This window comes from Wielerella bovis (assembly GCF_022354465.1).
In the GTDB taxonomy this organism is placed as follows: Bacteria; Pseudomonadota; Gammaproteobacteria; order Burkholderiales; family Neisseriaceae; genus Wielerella; species Wielerella bovis.
Genome location: NZ_CP092361.1, coordinates 2123639 through 2143138, shown reverse-complemented (window position 1 = coordinate 2143138; position 19500 = coordinate 2123639). Strand labels below are relative to the sequence as shown.

Genomic DNA, 19500 nt, shown 5'->3' with positions numbered 1-19500 from the left:
TTATTTTCAGGCAGCCTGAAAATCCCAAAAAGGTTGGGTTTTGCAACCCAACCTACCGCCTTAACTGTCCAATCCTTCCTGCACCATCTGCGCTGCGCGTAAAACGGCTCGGGCTTTGTTTTGCGTTTCCTGCCACTCGCTTTCTTCCACGCTGTCAGCGACAATGCCAGCACCGCTTTTCACATACAAAACATTATCTTGTACAATCGCTGTGCGAATCGCAATCGCCAAATCCATGTCTTGATTAAAGCCCCAAACGCCCACAGCACCACCGAAAATATTGCGTTTTTCCGTTTCCAGCTCTTCAATGATTTCCAAAGCGCGAACTTTGGGCGCACCCGACAGCGTGCCAGCAGGGAAAGTCGCCGCCAAAATGTCCATATTGCTCACGCCATTTTTCAGGCTGCCTTCCACATTGGACACGATGTGCATGACGTGCGAATATTTTTCAATCACCATTTTGTCGGTAACCACCACAGAACCAATCTCGCTAATGCGCCCCACATCGTTGCGCCCCAAATCAATCAACATGGTGTGTTCGGCAATTTCTTTCGGGTCGTTGAGCAAATCTTGAGCGTTTTCAGCGTCTTGCTCGGGCGTGGCACCGCGCAGACGTGTGCCAGCAATCGGGCGCACCACCACTTTTTCGCGTTCACGGCGCACCAAAATTTCAGGCGATGAACCGACAATGTGAAAATCGCCAAAATCATAATAAAACAAATAGGGCGAAGGATTCAGCGTCCGCAAAGCACGATACAAATGCAAGGGATTGTCTTTAAACGGCAATTTAATTCCTTGCGCGGGAACAACCTGCATGCAATCGCCGTCCAAAATGTAATCGCGCACTTTGCGAACGTAGGATTTGAACGCGGTTTCGCCCGTGCTGTGTTCAGGCTGCGTGGTTTCGCTGCCCAAACTCAATGGAATTTCAACGCTTTGGCGCAATTTTTCGCGCAATACCGCCAATTTTTCCTGTGCCAATTCATAGCCTTGCGGATGAGTTGGGTCGGCATAAACAATCAGGTAAATTTTGCCCGACAAATTGTCAATGACCGCCAATTCTTGCGACAACATCAGCAAAATATCAGGCGTATTCAAAGGGTTATTTTTGGGCAGATTTTTGAGACGATGTTTGATGTGTTCAAAATAATAAATCGTTTCATAGCCAAAATAGCCGACCAAACCGCCCGTAAAACGCGGCAATTTGGGGATTTCAGGCGTTTTAAATTGCGCGTGAAATTGCTCAATAAAGGGGAGCGGATTGCCGTCATGCGTTTGGGTAAGTTGATGATTTTGATAAACTTCGGTACGATTGCCCGACACTTTCAAATAAGTGTCGCACGGTAAACCGATAAATGAATAGCGACCAAAACGCTCGCCACCCACCACAGATTCCAGCAAATAACTAAACGGTTGATTTGCCAGCTTTAAGTACAGCGAAAGGGGCGTATCCAAATCCGCCAACAATTCTTGAACAAGCGGAATGCGGTTGTAGCCAGCGTGGGCGAGTTCTAAATATTCTTTTTTGGAAATCATGATGTTGTCTTTCTTTCAGGCTGCCTGAAAATCAATTTGATGAATTTAATGAATAAAAATAATAACTTGATAGGGATGATAATGATAGTCCCCATAAGTAAGGTAAACCCAAAATCATGTTGCACAAAATAAAGGGGCTGAATATTTTTCCCTATTTTATAACGACTTATACTGTAAATCCCATCTTGTTTTATGCCAACTTGTATAACATTGTTATCCAGTTTTTTGATGTCGCCACTAAATGGAATCTGCTCTTCTTGATTTTTGGGGATATATAAAATCTGTTTATTATAATCAGTTAGATAAATGATTTTTCCTGATGAATTATCCTGTACCGCAATTCGGAAATTGGGATTGATTTGACTGTTTGATGTGTAATTTTCTGCCAAAATTTTTTCCGTCAAACTACTGATTTTGGGGAAAGCATACCAAAGTGCCAAAGCCAAAATCGCTTGTACAATGAAAACAGCGTGGGGCGCAAAGTCTGCCACGACTTCTTTTATGGCTGTTGTAATTTCTTTGATTTCATTTTTTAAATCTTCTAACATAAAATATACTCATACTTTTCAGGCAGCCTGAAAATTATTTTTATCATAATGCAAATAAAAAAACGGAGGCAATCGTTACAACAGGTGCGAAACAATACCACCAAAATAAATAATGTTTCCAATTTAAGTAGCGATTTTGTTCATCATCACTTAAATCTTTGCTTTTTTGAATTTGTGTATCGCTAGGTAAATAGCGATAATGAATAATAGAGCCAACTATTTGAGCAATAAGGAATATTAGCGATAGACCGCCCAATAGTGTTATCGCAGATGCCGCCGCCGTTATGTTAGGAAATTCGCATTCATCTCTGCAATTTCCTAGTTCAATCATCAGCACAGCAGGAAAATACATCACTGCCATTGTGCAAAACGCTGGAATAATGGCAATCAATATACTGCTTACTATGGCTCTGTTTGAAAGCGTTTTTTTAATCGGACTTTTTGGCTTTATTTTCATGTATGGTTCTTTCAGGCAGCCTGAAAAACAAAAATGGCGTGTAAAACCGATATTCTACACGCCTACGGGCATTAAATCATAAAACGGAGGAACCAGATTGCAATGGAAATGTTGAGAATTGCATTTGGACGGTAGTTAAAACGGGAATTAAGACAAGGCGAGTATATAGAGAGTTGGCAATGCCGTATTATTTCTATTTTAAACGACGATACTTTGTGTGAAGAACAAATTGCTTACCCTACAACTTATCTCAAACTCGCGTTAAAATCGCCCTTTGATGATTATTGACGAAAGTTTATTTCATGTTTCGTAGTTTTTTTCTCAATCCCAAATGGTCGAGTTGGTCAGTTTTGGGTACTCTGGTTATTTTAATTGCTATTTGGTACAAAGTGGAATTAGATGTGCAAATCAATAATTGGTTTGGCGACTTTTACGATGGTATTCAACAAATTTTGAAGGCTCCAAATTCAGTAACTTTTCCCGAATTTCTGCAAAAAGTGATGAATTTCGCCCGCATTGCAGGCATCGCCATTGCCGTTTCGGTACTACTGGAATTTTTTACCAAGCATTATATTTTCCGCTGGCGCACTGCCATGACCGAATATTATTTGAGCTATTGGGATAAAGTTCGTCATATTGAAGGTGCATCGCAACGCATCCAAGAAGATACCATGCGTTTTGCCAGAATTATGGAGTCTTTAGGTGAAAGTTTTATTCGTGCTGTGCTGACTTTGGTGGCGTTTTTGCCCGTGCTGTGGGAATTGAGTAAAAATGTTACTCAACTGCCATGGATTGGGCATGTTAATCATTCTTTGGTATATGTCGCGCTGATTTTTTCAATATTTGGGACGGTGGTGTTGAGTGTGGTTGGCATCAAATTACCAGGGCTGGAATTTAATAATCAGCGTGTAGAAGCTGCCTATCGTAAAGAACTGGTGTTGGGCGAAGACGATGCCAACCGAGCGCAGCCTGAAACTTTACGCCAATTATTTGATGATATTCGCAAAAATAACTATATTCTCTATTTGCATTATTTGTATTTTGATTTGGTGCGCTGGTCATATTTGCAATTTGCGGTGGTAGTGCCATACATCGCATTGGGACCCAGTTTGATTATGGGTTTGCTGACATTGGGAACCTTACAACAAGTGGTTCGTGCATTTGGTAAAGTACAAGATGCGTTTCAATTTTTGGTTAAATCGTGGACAACGATTGTGGAATTGCTGTCTATTTACAAACGCTTAAAAGGATTTGAGCAGCAAATCAAAAAGTGTTAGCTAAATAAAAAAATCCTACTTGTGATTCAAGTAGGATTTTTTTATTGAAAACTGGCACGCCCACGGGGATTCGAACCCCGGTTGCCGCCGTGAAAGGGCAGTGTCCTAGGCCTCTAGACGATGGGCGCGTAAATAGATAATTATACGGTGCTGTCTCGGAAAGTCAAGGTTATAGTTGTTTAAAATTAATATGGGCAAGGCAACAGAAATTATTGTGTACAATCCAATTATGGATAGAACAAAAATATTGAGGCAGCCTGAAAATATAGGGAAATTGGATACTGGCATTCGACATTTTTGTTTTGCGGAAATATCTGTATCCATATCACAAATGTGCTAGATTAAAAACCTCAACCTCTTTCTGTTTCATAGGAACGCTATTGTTTTAATTTCAACAACGCCACCCAATATTGCCGATTGGCATTGCAAGCCGTTTCATTTTCCACTTCACAAATACCTTGCGCGTTATCGGGAAACACGATGAATTGATTGTCGTCCAAAGGCATTTTTCGCAACATCACCGTATCGGCAACATTGCCGCCAATCAAATGCACTTCGCGCTCGTGTACGTCCACCACCACATCGCAGTGCGTGGGCAAAAAGCCTTGTTGCTGCTGCAAAAAATCTTTCAATGCTGCATGATTTTTCACATCTTCGCTGCGGCTGTAACACAACAAATCGCCCACTTCGGGTCGGGTTTGCGTGTGCGGCAAGAGTTGATAATGTCCTTGTTGCTGTGCGGCTGCGCGAATATAGGTAATATGGGCTGGGGCAAGCACAAAATCCTTTGCTCCCGCCTGCGTCATCACATGCGAAATAAAGGCGGCTGACCAAGGCTTGTCCAACAACAAACTGCGACAATGATGAATATGCTGTTTTTTTGATTGAAAACAAGATGATAAATTGTCCAGCGTGTCCATATTTGGTGTTGCCCAATACAGCGCAACCCGTTGCCAAGCGGTTTGACCATTGCCCAATTTGGCATGGGTCGCTTCGCTGACACCGCGTTTCACAATATGCCCCTGTTGATTGATAAAGGGGCGATGCCACAATTCATGTTCCCATTTGGCAACCCATGCAATTTTTTGATTCAGCGAAAGATTTTCGGGAACGGGGATATTTTCTTGTTGCTGAATATAGGCGGTATGCGGCGAAATTTGGCAAGCGTTGAGTGAAAGCAGCGCAATCAAAATCAGCGCGTAAAATTTGAATGGATTGGGTAACATGGTGTTGGGATTGTGTGTTGATTTAATTGGAGAAATGTTTTCAGGCAGCCTGAAACTGCGTAGGGCGCACATGGCACACTCTAGTTAACTATAACTGACTGTCAAAATATAACAATCCAACCTATACTTATTTAAGTAACGGCACTAAAAAAGCTGGTAGTAGAAAAAATACCGAATACATCAAAGCAAAAATACTTGATGAATATTTGCCTATATCCTTATTGTTTTTTCTAGCTTCTTTAATTTCTTCTGAAAAATACTTACAGATAATATCTGCACCAAATACCCAAGAAAAATAAATTAACAATAATATACCTAATTGAAAATATGATATATTTCTTGCAAATTCTCCATTCTCTAATTTAGAATAATTTACAAATAAAAATATAAAAACAGGAATAATTACGCCTAATGAACCAATACAAATTGATGCTACCCTATCTAAAAAAGTCGTACTTACTAAATAATATCTTTCATTTTTATTAAAAACAAGTTTTATAAAAGCAAGTATAATACCTGTAATTCCAATACTTAAAAACATATGAGAACTAAATATAGATGCTTTATCTAAAAAATCATTGGCTAATATTTTTTCAAAATCCGTATAATTATTAGTGCAATAGTAAATTAATATTGTAATAAATACATAAAGTATCAATACAACTAATACTTTCATTTCTTTATATAAAATTTTTTCTTTAAAGTCTTTTAAAGTCATATTAAAAACCTTTTGATAGTCGTTTCAAATTAACACGGACAAGGCGACAACCCCCGCCGTGTACATCTAGTACATAAGGGCGTTGGTAACGCTGTACTATTTGTATTTGAAACGACTATACTACTAAACTAATTTTTAGTAATACTGGTACACAACAAAAACCTTTCAGATATTCTTTCGGTACACAACAATTTTTGGGATTACCACCAATCTGCCCCCTCCCGCAAGTAGGAGAGGGTACAGGTTTCAGGTAGCCCAACTATTTTTGTCGCGTACTGAAAGGCTGCCTGAAATTTCACTCTTCCGATTTATCCGCTTTACCAGCAGGAGCTTCCAACTGCTCTTTCCAGCCACATTCTTTCTGCGGACACACACGCTCCACGCCCCAACGCTTGGTTACTTTCCGCATCGTGATTTGCCAATTACATTGCGGACACGGCTCGTTCAACGGCAAATGATTGACCGCATATTTGCAATCGGGGTAGCTGTCGCAACTGTAAAAGGTGGTGCCAAAACGCGATTTGCGTTCCACCAAATGCCCTTTGCCGCATTGTGGGCAGGGTACGCCTGTCGTTTTCGGTTTTTCCAAGGGCTCAACGTGTTTGCATTTCGGATAATTCGCGCAACCGATGAATTTGCTGCCTGAACGCGCCGTTTTGTACACCAACTGACCGCCACATTTCGGACAAGATTTGCCTTCCAATTCAGCTTGTTGCGCCGCTTCTTGGGCAACGCGCTCGGCAGCTTGCTCGGCGGTTTCGTTCACATTGCGCGTGTAGCCGCATTCGGGGTAGCCCGCGCACGCCACGAAACGCCCCGCGCGTCCGAATTTGATTTGCAATTTGTGTTTGCCGCATTGTGGGCAGGTTTCGTCCAATTCTTCGGTGGTGAATTTGGCGCGTTCAATGCCTTCTTTTTCAAGCACTTGCTTGTGGAAACCTTTCCAGAATTTCTCCATTACGGGAATCCATGGGCGTTTGCCGTTGGCGATTTCGTCAAGCTGGTCTTCCAATTTGGCGGTGAAATCGTAGTCCACATATTGCTCAAAATGTTCAGTCAAGAACTTATTGACGATGTCGCCCGTGTCGGTCGGCTGGAAACGGCGTTGTTCCACCGTTACATATTCGCGGTCTTTCAAAGTCTTGATAATACTGGCATAAGTGGACGGGCGACCAATGCCAAATTCTTCCAAAGCCTTCACCAAAGTCGCTTCGTTGAAGCGCGGTGGCGGCTGGGTAAAATGTTGTTCGCCATACAATTTGTCTACGGGCAATGTGTCGCCCACCGCCATTTCAGGCAGCTTTTTGCTGCTGGGTTCGTCATCGTTGTTGTCGTCTTCGTCCAAACCTTCCTGATACACGCTCAAAAAGCCTGCAAAAACCAACACTTGCCCAGTTGCACGGAACACGCCTTCGCCCACGTTAATGTCCACCGTAGTCGCGTCAAATTTCGCGTCCACCATTTGACAGGCGACTGTGCGCTGCCAAATCATTTGGTACAACTTGAATTGGTCTGGCGACAAAAACGGCTTCACGCTGTCGGGCGAGCGGTACACGGAAGTCGGGCGTACCGCTTCGTGGGCTTCTTGCGCGTTTTTGGACTTGGTTTTGTAGATTTTCGGAGAAGATGGCAGAAAATCCGCACCAATTTTATTGTCAATATAATGGCGGATTTCGGTCAGCGCGTCTTGCGACAGGGTTACGCTATCGGTACGCATATAGGTAATCAAGCCGACCGCGCCTTGCCCCACGTCTATGCCTTCAAAAAGCTGCTGGGCGGTGCGCATGGTGCGGTCGGTCGTGAAACCGAGTTTGCGAACCGCGTCCTGTTGCATGGTAGACGTGGTGTAGGGAGCGGCAGGTTTCCGCGTGGCTTTTTTCTTAACCACATCAGCCACTTGTGCCGTTTTACCTTGCAGCGCGGACAAGACGGCAGCCTGCGATGATTCATTGGGCAGCGAAAATTGTTCCAATTTATTGCCCTGCCATTGAATCAGTTTGGCGGAAAACTGGGTGCGCCCTTTGTGGCTGTCCATGTGAACCGTCCAATATTCTTGCGTTTCAAAGGCTTTGATTTCGTTTTCGCGTTCGCAAATCAGGCGCAGCGCAGGACTTTGCACACGACCAGCCGACAAGCCGTAGCGGATTTTCTTCCACAAAAGTGGCGACAAATTGAAGCCCACCAAATAATCCAAAGCACGGCGAGCTTGTTGCGCGTCAATCAAATTCACGTCCAAGCCGCGCGGATTTTGTAAGGCAGCCTGAACGCCTTTGGGCGTAACTTCATGGAAAACAACACGTTGGATTTTATCGCCCACGTTTTTCATGCCGCGTTTGGATTTCAGGATTTCGTAGATGTGCCACGAAATCGCTTCGCCCTCGCGGTCGGGGTCGGTTGCCAGATAAATGGTGTCGGCTTCTTTGGCGGCGGCAACGATGGCATCAACGTGTTTGCTGTTTTTGCTGATGATTTGGTATTTCATGGCAAAATTGTCATCGGGATTGACCGCGCCATCTTTGGGAATCAGGTCACGGACGTGTCCGAATGACGCCAGCACTTCAAAATCGCCGCCCAAGTATTTTTTGACGGATTTGATTTTATTGGGGGATTCTACGATTAATAGGTTTTTGGACATGGTTTTTTTGTTCTTTTTTCGTTAAATTAAATGGGTTATATTGTTTTCAGGCTGCCTGAAAATGCTGTAATTCTTTTTGTAATTCATCGCGTAATTGTTCCGCAGACGGAAAACAAAATTGATATTGACTGGCAAAAATTTGTTGTTGATTTTCAGGCAGCGTTAATTTCACAACGGTTTCATTTTTATCGGCACACAGCAAAATGCCAATGGTCGGATTTTCATGGGGCAATTTTTCCATGCGGTCAAAATAGTTCACATACATTTGCAACTGCCCAATGTCTTGATGTGTGAGCTTGTGCATTTTCAATTCCACCACCACAAAACATTGCAAAATGCGGTTGTAAAACAACAAATCCACAAAAAAATCATCGCCGTCTATGTGCAAACGCTTTTGTCTTTGCATGAATGCGAAACCATTGCCCAGCTCCAACAAAAATTCTTGAATGTGATTGAGAATGGCATTTTCCAAATCTTTTTCATAATAATGTTGCTGCGGTTTCAAATCCAAAAATTCCAAAATCATCGGGTCTTTGATGATTTGTTTGGGTTCATGCGGCACAATTTCATTTTGGGCAACTGCCAACACGCTGGCTTTGTCATTGCTCAACAATAAACGTTGATACAACTGGCTGTGAATTTGCCGTTCCAATTGGCGCGAACTCCAATGATTTTTAATGGTTTCAGCAATATAGAATGTGCGTTCGTCTTCGTCCGACAAACGCATTAACAATTTGTATTGCGTCCAATTCAATTCCGAACGCACTGCATTCGGAATTGGAAACAAGCGATAAAATTGGCGACACAATTCCAATTGCCGCTCCGAAAAACCGCTACCAAATTCAGGTTCAAGCTGTTTTGCCAAATTTTTAATCAAATAAGTACCGTAATCGGCACGATGTTGCTCGCCCTGTTCAGCCACAAAAATGCGTTCGCCAATATGCCAATACATCAACACCCTTTGCACATCTACCGCGCGTACGGCTTGATTTTTGGCTTGATGAATGATGTGTTTGATTTCTTGGATTAAATGGTTCATATTTTTTTGTGGTGTTTATTCAAATCATTTTGTGTGGTGGATTTTCAGGCAGCCTGAAAACACAATATAGTTTTTTTCCTTTTTTATATTCTTATTATATTGTGTCCAATTTGGCAAGTATTTCTCATGAAAAAACAGTTGGACACACTTATCCAACTGTTTTTCAGGCTGCCTGAAATTATTGCATCACACCTTTACCGTGCAAAACCGCCATCAATTCATCGCCGATTAACACAGGTAATTCGGAACGATGCGCCCATAAAACCAGCAATGCCAACACTTTGGCTTTATCCAGCGTCATTTCGTCATAAGGCAGGTGCATCAGCGCATGAATCACAAATTCACGCTGGCTGGCATTGAGTGCGCCACTTTCGTGCAAAAAATGCAACAAACCGCGAATTTCGGCAGAAAGTGCATCGGCTTCTTCATCATGATAAACACGCAAGGCTTGGCTGCTGTTTAGATTTTGGCTTTCCAACATGGGAGATTCATTGAGCAATTCAACACACATAATCGCCTCGCCGATGTCTTCATCATCAAATCCTGCGTTTTCCAACATATAGCCCAAATCCTGTCCTTTGGGGCATTCGTGTATATCGGGAAAGTTTTCAATTAAAAAGGCGACAACGTCAATCATAATAATATGTTGGGATAAAAATTATATTCTAACATTGTTTATCAATTTAGGCAGCCTGAAAAAACAAGCATCAATGTCTTTCACTACGGCGAAAATCTCGCGGACGCATACCCAATACGCCCAAAGTGGCGAAATAAACCAAAACTGCCAGCACAATCAATCCTGCCAAAATCAGCGCGCGCAAACCGCCATGCAATGCTGCCCAATCAATTGGAAAGACAGCTTGAATCGTCCACAATGTGCCAGCCATCATCAATAACGCGATGCCAATTTGGCGCAAAAATCTGTGCCAACCTGTGCGTGGTTGATAAATTTCGTGCAAGCGCAACATGGTAAACAGCAAACCTGCGTTCACGCATGAACCAAGCGCAACCGCCAATGCCAGCCCAACGTGTTGCAGTTTCCACACCAAAATCAAGTTGAATATTTGCGTGCAAACCAGCGAAATAATGGCAATTTTGGCAGGCGTTTTCACATTTTTGCGTGCGTAAAACCCTGGTGCGAAAATTTTGACCATCATCATGGCTGGCAAGCCAACGGCGGCGGCAATCAGCGCGTATTGAATCATGTGGGCATCATGGACGGATACTTCGCGGTACATAAACAAAGTGGCGACCAGCGGATAACCCAGCACCGCTAATCCAACCGCTGCGGGCAAAATCAGTACCATGCACAGGCGTAAGCCCCAGTCCAACAAGGCGGAAAATTCGGCTTGATTATCCGCTGCGGCATGTTTGGATAGACTAGGGAGCAAAATCGTGCCCAAAGCTGCGCCAATCACACCTGATGGCAATTCCATCAGGCGGTCGGAATAATACAGCCAAGAGACACTGCCAACGGTTAAATACGATGCAAATGTGGTGTTGATGACCAGCGAAATTTGCGCTACCGATGAGCCTATAATGGACGGAACCATTTGTTTCATCACGCGATTGACGGCAACATCACGAAAATTGAGTTTAGGCAGCCTGAAAAAACCCAGTTTATATAGCCACGGCAGTTGAAAACCGAGTTGTAATAATCCGCCCACTAAAACCGCCCATGCCATCGCCATAATCGGTGGGTCAAAATAGGGGACGAGAAATAGGGCGAATACAATAAACGATAGGTTGAGTAAAACGGGCGTGAAGGCGGGAATGGAAAATTTGTTGTAGGTATTTAAAATGCTGCCAACAAATGATGAGAGTGAAATCAATAAGATATACGGGAAAATAATCGGTAACAGCGATACGGCAATCTCAAAACGTGTGCCATCTTTGGCGAATCCGCTCGCAGTGAGCCAAATCACGGCTGGTGCGGCGAATACGCCAATCGCGGTGATGATGCACAACACAAATGTGAGCATGCCCGCCACGTTTTGCACAAATTCACGCGTTTCTTCATCGGCGCGATTGTGTTTGTAATCGGCAAGCATGGGAACGAAGGCTTGTGAAAACGCGCCTTCGGCAAAAATGCGGCGCAATAAATTAGGCAGCCTGAACGCAACCACAAACGCGTCCATCGCTGCGCCTGCACCAAAAATACGCGCAACAATGGCATCGCGGACAAATCCCATGATGCGTGAAAGCATGGTCATGCTGCTGAGTTTGGCTAATACGGTAAGCAGATTCATTGAAAAAAGGGGCAAAATGTGAAATCGCTAGTTTATACTAATCTGAAATCTTTGCACAATTCCTATCTTACATGGAATTTTATGTTACTGAATGTGCGGAGGCCTGATTTTGGTGCGGTAAACGTGCGCAAAGTCTTTACCACCTTCCAACCATGCAAACGCCGTTTTGGGCGGACATCGGAACAATTACCAACCGAGCAACAGCGCGTGTGAATGTAAACAAGAGAATTTATAAAGGCAGCCTGAAAACTTTTCAGGCTGCCTTTTGATTGATTAAAAAACTTCCTTTTGTGCATGAATTATTTTAATATTGAACATTTGTTCATCTTGACAAGGTCATTCACATGGAAAGCATTATTGAACTGCGCCATTTGCGCACGCTATTAGCATTGGAAGAAATGGGCAGCGTATCGCTGGCGGCGCAACGCGTATTTCTCACGCAATCTGCCTTGTCGCATCAAATTCGCGTGCTGGAAAATCACTTTGAAACGCCTTTGTTTGAACGCAAATCCATGCCAATTCGTTTTACCCCTGCTGGCGAGCGTTTGTTGAAATTGGGGCGTGAATTATTGCCACGCGTTGCTGCCGCTGAACGTGAGTTGATACAAATTGTGCAAGGCGAGGCAGGGCATTTGCGTGTGGCGGTGGAATGTCATACTTGTTTTGATTGGTTGATGCCTGCTATGGGCGTATTTCGTCCCCAATGGCCACAAGTGGAATTGGATATTGTGTCGGGTTTTCATACCGACCCTGTTGGCTTATTGCTCACGCATCGTGCGGATTTGGCGATTGTTTCGGAAGCTGTGCCACAAGCTGGTGTGATGTATCAACCATTGTTTGCTTATGAAATGGTGGGGATTTGTGCGCCAGAACATGATTTAGCGGCAAAAGAAATTTGGCAGCCTGAGGATTTTGCTCACGAAACATTGATTACTTATCCTGTTCCCGATGAAATGCTGGATTTATTGCGTAAAGTTTTGCTGCCACGCGGCATTAACCCAACGCGACGACACAGTGAATTGACGATTGCGATTGTGCAACTGGTTGCCAGCAAACGTGGCGTTGCGGCGTTACCGTATTGGGCAGTGATGCCATACGTGGAGAAAAATTATGTGGTGCAACGCAAAATTACCGATAATGCGCTAACCAGTAAATTGTATGCTGCGATGCGTGAAGAAGATGCGCATTGTGGTTATTTAAATGATTTTTGCGATATTGTGCGCCAAGAAAGTTTTGCTAATTTGCCAGCATTGAGTGTATTACTAGAATAAACAAAAGGCAGCCTGAAACTTGTTTGTTATTAAACAAAGGTTTCAGGCTGCCTTATTTTTAAAAATTTTTCCCCTTCAACGTTTACGCCAATAAGTTGCAAATCGCGGCAACCCTTTGGACGTGAATCCACGGTATTTATAAGTAATCACACTACCAATTTTGGGTGGATTACGGCGGTCAGCATCGGTAAAACCCGAGCCAATCCGAAACTCGCCCAATTCATTTTTGCACGATATTGCACCGATCATATCCGCATATTTTCCCTTGCCTTGATGATGTTTCGTAACCACGCATTCCGCATCATGCGCTGATTTCAATTTCAACAAATTATCGCTGCGCCCACCCACATATGCCGTACTCGGATTACGCAACATGACACCTTCGCCACCGCCTTGTTCAATTTGACGCAAAAATTGCCGTGCATGTTGTATATCACGCACTTCAATTTGAGGTAACACCACCATATTCACATTTGGATGTGCTGCAAGGTATTTTTGTGCCACTGCCAAACGTTGTTTCAGGCTGCCTTTCGCGTGTGGCACATCAAAAATATGCAAATGAATACCACGCCAATCGCCCGATGATGAACGCACCGCCGCCGATACACGCTCAAAAGTGCCACGTCCTGCATACAATTCCCCATCTACCGCAAATGGTGGAAAATTGCGCGTAAAACCCGCTGGTGGCGTAAACACATTGCCTTGCCGACTAATGAGTTGCTTACCGTCCCAATAAGCACGCACACCGTCCACTTTTTCGCTCATTAACCAACCTGTGATATTTTGCTGACGATATTCTTTGGCTAAAATCAAATCAGGTTTCGCGGCGTGAATGGGATATGCTGTGATAAAGAGTAGGGCGCAAAATAGGAATTTCATCATATTTTTTGTTTCAAGAGTTAGGGGTAATGGTTATAAGGGAGGGTTGGATACTTATAGACCTAATCTTTTGTTTCACATAAGAATACTCAATAAGCAGCCCAATTTTTCAGGCTGCCTATTCACAATAATCATCATGAAATGGCGATGGCAGTTTATTTTTTTTGCGTATTTTTCGCAAACCATTTGTGATACAAGCGTTCATTTTTGCTGCGTTTTGTTCCGTGATACAAACGATGTTGTCCACGCCATAACATCGCCGCTACCCATACTAAATACGGTTGACACGCCGCCACCAACAAATAACGCGGCTGCGTGAATGTAACCGTCAATCTACCATGTGCAAAAAATTGATACGCTGCTCCAAACCACAATAATAAAGCAGGCATGGCAAACGCTAATACAGCCAACACCGCAATCGCACGCGTTAAAGTGGGCGCCAGTCGTTCGCCATGGTCGCTTAATTGCTTCATTTTTAACAACATAAAAATCGCAGATAACACAATGATGACCATTGTGCCATTAACCAAAACCTGTATCCAGTTAAACGCAATTTCAGGCGAAATGGGCAAGCCATCGCTGCCAACTGCTGTTTTGTATGGCACAAGTGCGCTTTGAATATTCAATGCCACGCCAAATAATAAATCCGCCACAATTATCCACACGGGCAATAATTTAAACCGTTCTGTCCAAGTCATTTTCATGTTTTCAGGCTGCCTGATGCAAGAAGTGCTGCATTTTATAATAAAAATATGCGACAGGCAGCCTGAAAGCTGATTACAATACGGTTTTTAAAAAAATTAAGGAATTCATTATGGCTTATCGCATTCGCCGCCCCGATGCCGAAGACGGCGCACAATCTCCTGAAAACAATGGTTCGGGCAATTCTTCCATGACCAAAAACGACGAACGCTGGGCGCAACGTACTTTGCGCGATGTGCTAATGGAAGCGTATCAGGAACAACGCCGTGCACGTTTATGGCGCAATATCTGGCGTGGCGTTGCTGCTGTGTTGTTTATTGCGATATTTTTTGGTGGGCGAGGTGGCGATAAGGAAAGCAGTAAAGCTGCATTTGCTGCTATAAAAGGCAATCATACTGCTGTGATAAATTTGGAAGGCGAGATTGGTGGTAAAAATGACCAAGTGGATATTTTGCGTAGAGGCATGGAAGCTGCGTATAAAAACCGTAATGCCAAAGCGATTGTGATACGCGCCAATAGCCCCGGTGGTTCGCCTGTGGTTTCCAATATTGCTTTTGCTGAAATCCGCCGCATGAAAGAGAAACACAAAAATATCCCTGTTTATGTGGTAGCGGAAGATATGTGTGCATCGGGTTGTTATTATATTGCGGCAGCGGCAGATAAAATTTATGCTGACCCGTCCAGTTTAATTGGCAGTATTGGCGTGATTGGCAGCAGTTTTGATGCGACAGGTTTGATGGATAAATTGGGTGTGAAACGCCGCGTACGCATTGCGGGCAACAATAAAGGTATGGGCGACCCATTCACCGAAGAAACGCCCGAACAACAAGCTATCTGGCAACAAATGTTGAGCCAAATCCACGAAGAATTTATCAAAGCAGTACGCGAAGGACGCGGCAAAAAATTGCAAGAAGCAGCGTATCCCGATTTATACAGCGGACGCATTTTCACAGGCGTGGAAGCGAAAAAAGCAGGGTTGATTGACGATTATGGCAATGTGTACAGCATTGCGCGAGATGTGGTTAAAGCCCCTGAATTGGTCAATTACACGCCCGAAGATGATGACTTGAAAAAATTGTTGAGCCGTCATTTTGGTGCGCAAGTAGAACAAAAAATTCATGATGTGTTACACCGTTTTTGGTAAACAATATGCCCCATTATGCTTTTTTTGATTTTGATGGCACGCTCACACGCACCGATACCGTGTTGCCTTTTGTGCGTTATGTCGCGCAAAACGATGCGGTTTATTGGCGCAAATTGCTGCAAATCTCGCCGTATTTGTTGGGCTATCTTTCAGGCTGCGTGTCCAATTTGGTCGCCAAAGAAAAAGTGTTTACCGCATTTTTAGCCAATATGCCCAGCGAAATCGCGCAAAATAAAGCCGATGATTTTGCCCGTTTCAGACTGCCTGAATTATTGCTGCCCGCAGGTATGGCAAAATTGGCGCAACACCGTGAACGCGGCGATATTTGCGTATTGGTCAGCGCATCGCCCGAATTGTATTTGCATACTTGGGCGACGCAACACGGTTTTGCTTGCGTATTGGGTACGCGTTTGCAAGTGGTTTCAGGCTGCCTGAATGGCAAAGTGGCAGGCGAAAATTGCATTGGCGCAGAAAAAGTGGCGCGGATTGAAGCGGAATTTGGCGCGGATTGTTGGACAAACAGCGTGGCGTACAGCGATTCGCGTGTGGATTTGCCCATGTTGCAACGTGCGACACAGGGATTTTTGCTGCACAAAGGCGAGTTTGTCTCCTTGAATACATTTTCAGGCTGCCTGAAATAAACATTTGCCGTTATAGTGAAGTAAAATAAGAAAGATGCAAGGCGACCACGCCCGCCGTGTACATCTAGTACATAAGGGCGTGGGCAACGAAGCAGATTTCTTATTTTAATTTATTATACAATTCGTTTTTTTGATGAAATTGAATCATGATGTCTAATCCAATCCCCCAAGAAATCCGCCTTTCACGCCAACGCGATAGTTTGACTTTGGTGTATGCCGATGGCGCACACACATTGACTGCTGAATTTTTACGCGTGTATTCGCCCAGCGCAGAAGTGCGCGGACACGGCGTGGGACAAGAAACGTTGCAAGTGGGCAAACGCGATGTTGTGATTGATGATTTGCAAGCAGCGGGCAATTACGCGCTGAAAATCACATTTTCCGATGGACACGACAGCGGTTTATATGATTGGGCGTATTTGCGTGATTTATGCGATAGGCAGCCTGAAATGTGGCAGCAATATTTGGCAAAATTGACAATCGCAGGTGCATCACGCGATGCTGATGTGGCAGAAATTGCGCTGAAAAAACACGGTGCGTGTGGCGGTGGAAGTTGTGGGTGTAAGCATTGATTTTTTTCAGGCTGCCTTTTAGTACATGATAATTTTTTATTCCCATCAATCTGTTCTCTCCCTAGTCCTAAACGGGGAGAGAACAGATTTCAGGCAGCCTGATGTTGCTGCTGTCCATGTTTGTATATGTGTATTACAAAACGAAACTTTCTTTATTTTTTCACATGGCAGGTGTGATAATCGTGATTCAATACATACATTTGTTTTTTGAGTATCGCAAAATACGCCAGAAAACCCATGTTAGCACCAAAATCACGCTGTATTTGCAACAACAACGCATCCGCATCTCATGTGATGGCAATCGGAAACACCACGACTTTCATCAAAACGCCACGTTGCCAGCGTTTTGGTTGCCACCAAACGATAGCACAGAATTTGTGCGCCAACGCGATGATTTACAAAAATAAATTGCCATGAAAATTGGCGTGCATTTTGAATAATTTTTTCAGGCTGCATATTAAATAGGCAGCCTGAAAATCATATAGTCGGTTAAAATAAAAATAATACCGCGTTGCCGGCTCCCTTATGTACTAGCTGTACACGGCGGTCGCTGTCGCCTTGTCTTATTTCTATTTTAAACGACTATACCTTAACCTTAATATGGATAAACATGAATAATCTCAACCAATTAATTCCCGTTTTATTGATTGTGCTGACGTGCATCACCAGCTACATCGGTTTTAACAACAGCGCGACTTTCCAACGCTACCAATTCAATGTGATTGGCGTGCGCTATCACAAACAATATCGCCGCCTGATAACGTCCGCATTTTTGCACGCCGATTGGTGGCACTTGTTTTTCAATATGTTTACGCTGTATTTTTTCTCGCAAGTGATTAGCTATGTGTATGGCGTGTTGGGCTTTTTGCTGCTGTATTTTGGCTCGGTGCTGGCGGGCAATGTGTTTTCGCTGTGGCTGTACAAAAATCGCCCCAGTTATGCTGCGATTGGCGCATCGGGTGGCGTATCAGGAATTTTGTTTGCCGCCATTGCGCTGATGCCGCAACAAACCATTTATCTGTATTTTATCCCTGTAACTTCTTGGATTTTCGCTACTTTATACTTTGCCTATTCCGCATGGTCTATGGTTCATCCACGTCCAAACGATAATACAGGACACGCTTCGCATTTGGGCGGCGCGGTGTTGGGCATGATTTTTGTCGCCGTACTCACGCCGATGTATTTTATGCGAAACATTGTATTCATTGGCATTATGTCGCTGCCATTGTTGTATTTGGCATATGAAATTTTGTTTAATAAGAAAGCGCGTTAATCATGAAACCATTATTGTCTATCCACATTGCTGCTGCGTTGATTTTATTGGCAGCGTGCAATCAATCAGCCAATTCTGTTGCTTCTGCACCAGCATCTGCGCCTGTTCAGGCTGCCTCTGCTGCTTCTGCGACATCTATTACTTCGCTGGCGGCTTCTGCACCGAAAGTAACGGGCAATGTGAAGGATTATTATCTGCAAAGCTGCGTGGCATCAGCGTTACAAAATCGCCCGACCGACCAGAAAAATATGGCAATGGCGCAATCTATTTGTCAATGCGCGTATGATGCGGGCGTGGCGGAATATGGCACGGCGGCAGAATTTGATGCGGCTGTGAAAAACAGTTTTGAGCATCCTGAAAAAGTGGACGAAAAATTATTGGCGATATCTGATAAAACAATTCAGGCATGTATGGATAAACATGCGCCTAAACAAGCAGTTGATAAGGCTAAATAATCTGTTTTCAGGCTGCCTTGATATGAATAGGCTGCCTGAAAAAACAAAAATCGTGTTAATCAGCAAGAAAGGTTTCATCATGAACCAAAATCATTCTGACCAAAAAACCCATTTTGGTTTCCAAACGGTAAACGAAAACGAAAAAGCGGAAAAAGTCGCGCAAGTATTTCATTCGGTGGCAAAAAATTATGACATTATGAATGATGTGATGTCGGGTGGTTTGCATCGTGTGTGGAAACATTTTACGATTAACACGGCGCGTGTGCCAAAAGGCGGTAAGGTGTTGGATATTGCGGGTGGCACGGGTGATTTATCGCGTGGTTGGGCAAAACGTGTGGGTAAAGATGGCGAAGTGTGGCTGACTGACATCAATTCGTCTATGCTGACGGTGGGACGCGACCGCTTGCTCAACGAAGGTTTGATTTTGCCTGTTGCTGTGTGTGATGCAGAAAAATTGCCGTTTCCAGATAATTATTTTGATTTGGTTTCGGTGTCATTCGGTTTACGCAATATGACACATAAAGATGTGGCGTTGAGCGAAATGTATCGTGTGTTGAAACCTGCGGGTATTTTGTTGGTGCTGGAATTTTCCAAAGTATATGAACCACTTGCGCCAATTTATGATGCTTATTCGTTCAAATTATTGCCATTGATGGGTAAATTGATTGCCAAAGATGCGGACAGTTATCAATATTTGGCGGAGAGTATTCGCATGCACCCCGACCAAGAAACCTTGAAACAGATGATGTTGGATGTGGGTTTTGACCAAGTGGATTATCATAATTTGACGGCTGGTGTGGTGGCATTGCATAAGGGGGTAAAATATTGATTGTGTTGTATTAATCAATAAAAAAGGCAGCCTGAAACTTTTGTTAGAA

General features: G+C 43.7%; 22 protein-coding genes and 1 tRNA gene. 11 read left to right on the top strand and 12 right to left on the bottom strand.

The genetic code is table 11. The annotated features are described in order from the left end of the window. Positions 1 to 60: 60 nt before the first annotated feature. The 3 genes from trpE to MIS45_RS10430 are packed head-to-tail and all read right to left on the bottom strand — an operon-like array spanning position 61 to position 2541. Entirely contained in the window at positions 61 to 1536 is a 1476-nt protein-coding gene (gene trpE / locus MIS45_RS10440) for an anthranilate synthase component I (protein ID WP_249450486.1), read from the bottom strand. Then, positions 1533 to 2084 (bottom strand): hypothetical protein, encoded by a 552-nt coding sequence (locus MIS45_RS10435; RefSeq protein WP_249450485.1) that lies wholly within the window; start codon positions 2082 to 2084, stop codon positions 1533 to 1535. Before MIS45_RS10435 ends, trpE begins: the two co-directional genes overlap by 4 nt. 43 nt (positions 2085 to 2127) lie before the next feature. After that, a complete protein-coding gene (locus MIS45_RS10430; protein WP_249450484.1) occupies positions 2128 to 2541 on the bottom strand; it encodes a hypothetical protein in 414 nt (137 codons plus the stop codon). A gap of 302 nt (positions 2542 to 2843) precedes the next feature. Between MIS45_RS10430 and MIS45_RS10425 the strand changes: the two genes are divergently transcribed. Then, positions 2844 to 3818 carry a putative transporter gene (locus tag MIS45_RS10425; RefSeq protein WP_249448629.1) on the top strand — a complete coding sequence of 325 codons (975 nt, stop codon included), beginning with the start codon at positions 2844 to 2846 and terminating at the stop codon, positions 3816 to 3818. Between the two features lie 52 nt (positions 3819 to 3870). Here MIS45_RS10425 and MIS45_RS10420 read toward each other — a convergent pair. From MIS45_RS10420 to MIS45_RS10400, 5 genes are all read right to left on the bottom strand, one after another. Continuing rightward, positions 3871 to 3946: transfer RNA gene (locus MIS45_RS10420), tRNA-Glu, on the bottom strand. A 249-nt stretch (positions 3947 to 4195) separates the two neighbouring features. Beyond that, positions 4196 to 5116, bottom strand: coding sequence for a DUF2272 domain-containing protein (locus MIS45_RS10415; protein WP_249450483.1), 921 nt, complete (start codon positions 5114 to 5116; stop codon positions 4196 to 4198). A gap of 55 nt (positions 5117 to 5171) precedes the next feature. Continuing rightward, positions 5172 to 5762: a hypothetical protein gene (locus MIS45_RS10410; protein ID WP_249450482.1), complete on the bottom strand. Its 591-nt coding sequence runs from the start codon at positions 5760 to 5762 to the stop codon at positions 5172 to 5174. Between the two features lie 295 nt (positions 5763 to 6057). Continuing rightward, positions 6058 to 8397, bottom strand: coding sequence for a type I DNA topoisomerase (gene topA, locus MIS45_RS10405; RefSeq protein ID WP_249450481.1), 2340 nt, complete (start codon positions 8395 to 8397; stop codon positions 6058 to 6060). 46 nt (positions 8398 to 8443) lie between these two features. Further along, positions 8444 to 9436, bottom strand: coding sequence for a PDDEXK nuclease domain-containing protein (locus tag MIS45_RS10400; RefSeq protein ID WP_249450480.1), 993 nt, complete (start codon positions 9434 to 9436; stop codon positions 8444 to 8446). 11 nt (positions 9437 to 9447) lie between these two features. Here MIS45_RS10400 and MIS45_RS10395 point away from each other — a divergent pair, with 11 nt between their 5' ends. Beyond that, positions 9448 to 9612, top strand: a complete 165-nt coding sequence (locus MIS45_RS10395; RefSeq protein WP_249448623.1) for a hypothetical protein — start codon at positions 9448 to 9450, stop codon at positions 9610 to 9612. A 2-nt stretch (positions 9613 to 9614) separates the two neighbouring features. Here MIS45_RS10395 and MIS45_RS10390 read toward each other — a convergent pair whose 3' ends face one another. Both MIS45_RS10390 and murJ read right to left on the bottom strand, forming a co-directional pair. After that, positions 9615 to 10073: a Smg family protein gene (locus MIS45_RS10390; RefSeq protein ID WP_249450479.1), complete on the bottom strand. Its 459-nt coding sequence runs from the start codon at positions 10071 to 10073 to the stop codon at positions 9615 to 9617. A gap of 70 nt (positions 10074 to 10143) precedes the next feature. Beyond that, positions 10144 to 11685 (bottom strand): murein biosynthesis integral membrane protein MurJ, encoded by a 1542-nt coding sequence (gene murJ, locus MIS45_RS10385; protein WP_249450478.1) that lies wholly within the window; start codon positions 11683 to 11685, stop codon positions 10144 to 10146. Positions 11686 to 11766: 81 nt separating this feature from the next. Here murJ and MIS45_RS11430 point away from each other — a divergent pair, with 81 nt between their 5' ends. Together MIS45_RS11430 and MIS45_RS10380 are read left to right on the top strand one after the other, a co-directional pair. After that, positions 11767 to 11898, top strand: a complete 132-nt coding sequence (locus MIS45_RS11430) for a hypothetical protein (protein ID WP_283397422.1) — start codon at positions 11767 to 11769, stop codon at positions 11896 to 11898. 131 nt (positions 11899 to 12029) lie between these two features. Then, on the top strand, positions 12030 to 12956 hold the full coding sequence (locus tag MIS45_RS10380) for a LysR family transcriptional regulator (RefSeq protein ID WP_249450477.1): 927 nt from the start codon (positions 12030 to 12032) through the stop codon (positions 12954 to 12956). Between the two features lie 75 nt (positions 12957 to 13031). Here the strand turns inward: MIS45_RS10380 and MIS45_RS10375 are convergent, their stop codons facing one another. Both MIS45_RS10375 and MIS45_RS10370 read right to left on the bottom strand, forming a co-directional pair. Continuing rightward, a complete protein-coding gene (locus MIS45_RS10375) occupies positions 13032 to 13838 on the bottom strand; it encodes a DNA ligase (RefSeq protein WP_430472150.1) in 807 nt (268 codons plus the stop codon). Between the two features lie 152 nt (positions 13839 to 13990). Further along, a complete protein-coding gene (locus tag MIS45_RS10370) occupies positions 13991 to 14539 on the bottom strand; it encodes a hypothetical protein (protein ID WP_249445893.1) in 549 nt (182 codons plus the stop codon). Between the two features lie 110 nt (positions 14540 to 14649). Between MIS45_RS10370 and MIS45_RS10365 the strand changes: the two genes are divergently transcribed. From MIS45_RS10365 to ubiE, 7 genes are all read left to right on the top strand, one after another. Then, positions 14650 to 15681 (top strand): S49 family peptidase, encoded by a 1032-nt coding sequence (locus MIS45_RS10365; RefSeq protein WP_430472149.1) that lies wholly within the window; start codon positions 14650 to 14652, stop codon positions 15679 to 15681. A 5-nt stretch (positions 15682 to 15686) separates the two neighbouring features. Further along, positions 15687 to 16322: an HAD family hydrolase gene (locus MIS45_RS10360; RefSeq protein WP_249445892.1), complete on the top strand. Its 636-nt coding sequence runs from the start codon at positions 15687 to 15689 to the stop codon at positions 16320 to 16322. 149 nt (positions 16323 to 16471) lie between these two features. Next, positions 16472 to 16894 carry a gamma-butyrobetaine hydroxylase family protein gene (locus MIS45_RS10355; RefSeq protein WP_249451384.1) on the top strand — a complete coding sequence of 141 codons (423 nt, stop codon included), beginning with the start codon at positions 16472 to 16474 and terminating at the stop codon, positions 16892 to 16894. Positions 16895 to 17076: 182 nt separating this feature from the next. Further along, positions 17077 to 17301 (top strand): hypothetical protein, encoded by a 225-nt coding sequence (locus MIS45_RS10350; protein WP_249445891.1) that lies wholly within the window; start codon positions 17077 to 17079, stop codon positions 17299 to 17301. Positions 17302 to 17504: 203 nt separating this feature from the next. Continuing rightward, positions 17505 to 18167 (top strand): rhomboid family intramembrane serine protease, encoded by a 663-nt coding sequence (locus tag MIS45_RS10345; RefSeq protein WP_249442556.1) that lies wholly within the window; start codon positions 17505 to 17507, stop codon positions 18165 to 18167. Positions 18168 to 18169: 2 nt separating this feature from the next. Then, the gene (locus MIS45_RS10340) at positions 18170 to 18622 is read left to right on the top strand and encodes a hypothetical protein (protein ID WP_249442555.1); all 453 of its coding nucleotides are present in this window, start codon (positions 18170 to 18172) and stop codon (positions 18620 to 18622) included. 79 nt (positions 18623 to 18701) lie between these two features. After that, a complete protein-coding gene (gene ubiE, locus MIS45_RS10335; protein ID WP_249442554.1) occupies positions 18702 to 19451 on the top strand; it encodes a bifunctional demethylmenaquinone methyltransferase/2-methoxy-6-polyprenyl-1,4-benzoquinol methylase UbiE in 750 nt (249 codons plus the stop codon). Positions 19452 to 19500 lie beyond the last annotated feature (49 nt).

What these genes read in the sequence shown, in the direction of transcription:
- MIS45_RS10435 (WP_249450485.1), bottom strand. Translation starts at nt 2,084, where the DNA reads ATGTTAGAAGATTTAAAAAATGAAATCAAAGAAATTACAACAGCCATA.
- MIS45_RS10370 (WP_249445893.1), bottom strand. Translation starts at nt 14,539, where the DNA reads ATGAAAATGACTTGGACAGAACGGTTTAAATTATTGCCCGTGTGGATA.
- MIS45_RS10410 (WP_249450482.1), bottom strand. Translation starts at nt 5,762, where the DNA reads ATGACTTTAAAAGACTTTAAAGAAAAAATTTTATATAAAGAAATGAAA.
- ubiE (WP_249442554.1), top strand. Translation starts at nt 18,702, where the DNA reads ATGAACCAAAATCATTCTGACCAAAAAACCCATTTTGGTTTCCAAACG.
- MIS45_RS10430 (WP_249450484.1), bottom strand. Translation starts at nt 2,541, where the DNA reads ATGAAAATAAAGCCAAAAAGTCCGATTAAAAAAACGCTTTCAAACAGA.
- MIS45_RS10380 (WP_249450477.1), top strand. Translation starts at nt 12,030, where the DNA reads ATGGAAAGCATTATTGAACTGCGCCATTTGCGCACGCTATTAGCATTG.
- MIS45_RS10425 (WP_249448629.1), top strand. Translation starts at nt 2,844, where the DNA reads ATGTTTCGTAGTTTTTTTCTCAATCCCAAATGGTCGAGTTGGTCAGTT.
- MIS45_RS10355 (WP_249451384.1), top strand. Translation starts at nt 16,472, where the DNA reads ATGTCTAATCCAATCCCCCAAGAAATCCGCCTTTCACGCCAACGCGAT.
- topA (WP_249450481.1), bottom strand. Translation starts at nt 8,397, where the DNA reads ATGTCCAAAAACCTATTAATCGTAGAATCCCCCAATAAAATCAAATCC.
- murJ (WP_249450478.1), bottom strand. Translation starts at nt 11,685, where the DNA reads ATGAATCTGCTTACCGTATTAGCCAAACTCAGCAGCATGACCATGCTT.
- MIS45_RS10365 (WP_430472149.1), top strand. Translation starts at nt 14,650, where the DNA reads ATGGCTTATCGCATTCGCCGCCCCGATGCCGAAGACGGCGCACAATCT.
- MIS45_RS10390 (WP_249450479.1), bottom strand. Translation starts at nt 10,073, where the DNA reads ATGATTGACGTTGTCGCCTTTTTAATTGAAAACTTTCCCGATATACAC.
- MIS45_RS10340 (WP_249442555.1), top strand. Translation starts at nt 18,170, where the DNA reads ATGAAACCATTATTGTCTATCCACATTGCTGCTGCGTTGATTTTATTG.
- MIS45_RS10375 (WP_430472150.1), bottom strand. Translation starts at nt 13,838, where the DNA reads ATGATGAAATTCCTATTTTGCGCCCTACTCTTTATCACAGCATATCCC.
- MIS45_RS11430 (WP_283397422.1), top strand. Translation starts at nt 11,767, where the DNA reads ATGTTACTGAATGTGCGGAGGCCTGATTTTGGTGCGGTAAACGTGCGC.
- MIS45_RS10345 (WP_249442556.1), top strand. Translation starts at nt 17,505, where the DNA reads ATGAATAATCTCAACCAATTAATTCCCGTTTTATTGATTGTGCTGACG.
- MIS45_RS10400 (WP_249450480.1), bottom strand. Translation starts at nt 9,436, where the DNA reads ATGAACCATTTAATCCAAGAAATCAAACACATCATTCATCAAGCCAAA.
- MIS45_RS10415 (WP_249450483.1), bottom strand. Translation starts at nt 5,116, where the DNA reads ATGTGCGCCCTACGCAGTTTCAGGCTGCCTGAAAACATTTCTCCAATT.
- trpE (WP_249450486.1), bottom strand. Translation starts at nt 1,536, where the DNA reads ATGATTTCCAAAAAAGAATATTTAGAACTCGCCCACGCTGGCTACAAC.
- MIS45_RS10360 (WP_249445892.1), top strand. Translation starts at nt 15,687, where the DNA reads ATGCCCCATTATGCTTTTTTTGATTTTGATGGCACGCTCACACGCACC.